The sequence below is a fragment of the Mesorhizobium sp. M5C.F.Ca.IN.020.29.1.1 genome (assembly GCF_003997375.1).
In the GTDB taxonomy this organism is placed as follows: Bacteria; Pseudomonadota; Alphaproteobacteria; order Rhizobiales; family Rhizobiaceae; genus Mesorhizobium; species Mesorhizobium wenxiniae.
Map to the genome: position 1 here is coordinate 1 of NZ_RZSW01000564.1, position 3894 is coordinate 3894.

The window sequence follows — 3894 nt, forward strand, 5'->3', positions numbered from 1 at the left end:
GTGTAGATGATATCGACGTCGCCGAGTTCCTTGGCCGCCTCTTCGGCGCCCTTGTTGGCAGCATCGAAGAAGCCATTGCCGAGCGACTTCACCACCAGTGCGATCTTGACGTTCTCGGCATAGGCGGCATTCACGAACATGGCGGCGGAGAACGCCGCCGTAACCATCAGTTTCTTCAGAAAGCTCATCGAATATCCTCCCTTGAGTGTTGCATTCCATCGCCGCTGCGGGCCTCAGGCCTGCAGCGAAGATTCTTCCTTATTGCCCAGCGTTGTGCGGGCGACGACCAGCGTCACACCCGCGGCCTCCAACATCTTGGCCTCGCGGTCCTCGATGCCGTCGTCGGTAATGACGGTCGCGATGCGCGACAGGCCGCACAGGATCAGGCTCGAGCGTTTTCTGAACTTCGACGAGTCGACCAGCACCACCAGTTCGTCGGCCTGATCGATCAGTTTCTGCTCGGCCTGGATCAGCAGCGGATCGCCTTCCATCAAGCCGAGTGGCCCGAGCCCTTGTGCGCCCATGAACATGCGGCGCGCATAGAAATTGCGCGTCACGTCATTCTCGAAGGGCGACAGGATGATGTTCTGCTCGCGGTAGATGGTGCCGCCCGACAGCATCACCGTGTTCTTGGAGTGCTTGAGCAGGTGCTCGGCGATCGGAAAGGAATTGGTGAAGATCGGCATCCGGCGGCCGGTCAGGAAATGCACCATCTGGAAGGTGGTGGTGCCGCCATTGATGATGATCGGCTCGCCGTCCTTGCAGAGTTCCACGGCGTCCCGCGCGATGGCCCGCTTCTGCGAAGCGTTGATCGTCTCGTTGACGGAAAAAGGCCGGCCGGCAAGGCCGATGAACTGCGGTGGCGTGATCGCCTCGGCGCCGCCGCGCACGCGGCGCACGCGCTTTTGCACGTGCAATGCGGCGATGTCGCGCCGGATCGTCGCCTCGGACGAGTCCGTCAGGTCGACCATCTCCTGCACCGTCACCACAGGCTTTTCCTGGACGGCGGACAAAATGATCCTGTGGCGCTCTTTCTCGTGCATGGTTCCTCCCTGCCGAGCATCTAGGCACCCAAAACGCGCAGTGTCAATCATTTCCGATCATATAATTTCATTGTGCAGTGCAATATGATCAATCTTGATCGTTTGTGATTGACAACGCCCCCGCTTGCGTGGACATTCGAGCAAAGCTGACCCGCAATGCGGTGGCAATTGACCGCATCGTTTGCGCGTCTCACGTCACGGGAGGATTACCTATGCTCGACAAGCGCTCCGGCACGCGCCTCGCCAATCTTTGGGATGACGCGAAAGCCCAAGCAATGAGCGAGCCGGAACGTCTCGTCTATCGCTCGAAGGTTCTTGGCTCCGACAAGCGCGTCACCAACTATGGCGGCGGCAACACCTCTTCCAAGATCTGGCAAAAGGATCCGCTCACCGGTGAGAGCATGGAAGTGCTGTGGGTCAAGGGCTCGGGCGGCGACAGCGCCTCGATCAAGCTCGACGGCTTCGCCACGCTCTATATGGACAAGCTCAGGGCGTTGAAGGGTCTTTATCGCGGCCTCGAGCATGAAGACGAAATGGTCGGCTATCTGCCCCACTGCACCTTCAACCTCAATCCGCGCGCGGCCTCGATCGATACGCCGCTGCACGCATTCGTGCCGAAGCCCCATGTCGACCACATGCATCCCGACGCCATTATCGCCATTGCCGCCGCCAAGGATTCGAAGGCGCTGACCAAGGAGATCTTCGGCGACGCGATCGGCTGGCTGCCGTGGAAGCGTCCGGGCTTCGAACTCGGCCTGTGGCTGGAAAAATTCTGCCTCGAGAACCCTGAGGCCAAGGGCGTCGTCCTGGCAAGCCATGGCCTGTTCACCTGGGGCGACACCCCAAAGGGATGCTACGAGACGACGATCTCGGTGATCAACCAGGCGATCGACTGGTTCGAGCGCAAGTCTGAAGGCAAGCCGATCTTCGGTGGCGAAGTCGTCAAATCGCTCGACGCGCCGGCGCGTCGCGCCGCGGCGGCAAAGCTGATGCCGAGGATCCGCGGCCTGATTTCGGAGAAAAGCCACAAGCTTGGCCATTTCGACGATTCGCCGGCCGTGCTCGAATTCGTCAATTCGAAGGATTTGCGCCCACTGGCAGCGCTCGGCACATCCTGCCCGGACCATTTCCTGCGCACCAAGATCCGGCCGCTGGTCATCGAATTCGATCCCGGGAATCCCGACGTCGATGCCGTCATCGCCCGTCTCGCCGACGATGTGGCGGAGTATCGTGTTGGCTATCAGGCTTATTACGACCGCTGCAAGCACGTGGATTCGCCACCGGTGCGTGATCCGAACGCCGTGGTCTATCTGATGCCCGGCGTCGGCATGTTCACCTTCGCCGGCGACAAGGCGACGGCGCGCATATCGGGCGAATTCTACGTCAACGCCATCAATGTCATGCGCGGCGCCTCGACGGTGTCGACCTATGTCGGGCTGCCCGAGCAGGAAGCCTTCGACATCGAGTACTGGCTGCTCGAAGAGGCAAAGCTGCAGCGCCTGCCGAAGCCGAAGGCTCTAGCCGGCCAGATCGCGCTGGTCACCGGCGGCGCCGGCGGCATCGGCCGGGCGACGGCCAACCGGCTGCTGCGCGAAGGCGCCTGCGTCGTGCTGGCCGACATCGACGAGACCGCCCTTGCCAGCGCCAATGACGAGCTGGCGAAAGCCTATGGCAAGGATTTCGTGCGGCCGCTGGTCATCAATGTCACGTCAGAGGACCAGGTGATCTCCGGCTTCGCCGAGACCGCGGTCGAGTTCGGCGGCATCGATATACTGGTGTCGAATGCCGGCCTGGCAACCTCGGCGCCGATCGAGGAGACGACGCTGGCGCTGTGGAACAAGAACATGGACATCTTGTCGACCGGCTATTTCCTGGTTTCGCGGGAAGCATTCCGGCTGTTCCGGGCTCAGAAGATCGGTGGCAACGTCGTCTTCGTCGCCTCCAAGAACGGTCTTGCCGCATCGCCCAATGCCGCCGCCTATTGCACGGCCAAGGCTGCCGAAATCCATCTGGCGCGCTGTCTGGCGCTGGAAGGCGCGGAAGCCCAGATCAGGGTCAATGTCGTTAATCCCGACGCCGTGCTGCGCGGCTCCAAGATCTGGACCGGCGAGTGGAAGGAACAGCGCGCCGCCGCCTACAAGATGTCGACCGACGACCTCGAGGAGCACTACCGCTCGCGCTCGATGCTGAAGCGTTCGGTGTTCCCCGAAGACATCGCCGAGGCGATCTATTTCTTCGCGTCCGACATGTCGGCCAAGTCGACCGGCAATATCGTCAATGTCGACGCGGGCAATGCCCAGTCGTTCACGCGCTGAGCGGAGACGGGCGATGGAACAAATCATCTCCGCCGACATCGTCGAAAAAGACAACGCCGCGCGCGAGGCCGACCTCAAGCGCGATTACGACTCGCTCGGTGAGCTTCTTGACCGTCGCGGCATCGCCATCGACGCTATCAGCGACAAGGTCGAAAAATTCGCCGTGGCGATCCCGTCCTGGGGCGTCGGCACCGGCGGCACCCGCTTTGCCCGCTTTCCCGGCGCCGGCGAGCCGCGCGACATTTTCGACAAGATCGAGGACTGCGCCGTCATCCGGCAGTTGACGCAGGCGACGCCGACCGTCTCGCTGCACATTCCATGGGACAAGGCCGACCCGAACCGGCTGAAGCAGGCCGCCTCCCTGTTCGGCCTCGGCTTCGACGCCATGAATTCGAACACGTTCTCTGACGCTAAGGGCCAGGCGCTTTCCTACAAGTTCGGCTCGCTGTCGCATGCCGATGCCGCAACCCGCCGGCAGGCGGTCGAGCACAATCTCGAATGCATCGAGATCGGCAAGACGCTGGGATCGAAGGCAC

Annotated in this window: 2 protein-coding genes and 2 pseudogenes; 2 read left to right on the forward strand and 2 right to left on the reverse strand. The window is 61.9% G+C overall.

Going from position 1 to position 3894, the window contains the following annotated elements:
- Together EOA85_RS29665 and EOA85_RS29670 are read right to left on the reverse strand one after the other, a co-directional pair.
- A pseudogene (locus tag EOA85_RS29665) lies at window positions 1-188 on the reverse strand (rhamnose ABC transporter substrate-binding protein); the annotation flags it as partial.
- Window positions 189-233: 45 nt separating this feature from the next.
- Window positions 234-1043 (reverse strand): DeoR/GlpR family DNA-binding transcription regulator, encoded by an 810-nt coding sequence (locus EOA85_RS29670; protein ID WP_127212123.1) that lies wholly within the window; start codon window positions 1041-1043, stop codon window positions 234-236.
- 212 nt (window positions 1044-1255) lie between these two features.
- Here EOA85_RS29670 and EOA85_RS29675 point away from each other — a divergent pair, with 212 nt between their 5' ends.
- Window positions 1256-3358: a bifunctional rhamnulose-1-phosphate aldolase/short-chain dehydrogenase gene (locus tag EOA85_RS29675; RefSeq protein WP_127212124.1), complete on the forward strand. Its 2103-nt coding sequence runs from the start codon at window positions 1256-1258 to the stop codon at window positions 3356-3358.
- 13 nt (window positions 3359-3371) lie between these two features.
- A pseudogene (locus tag EOA85_RS29680) lies at window positions 3372-3894 on the forward strand (sugar isomerase); the annotation flags it as partial.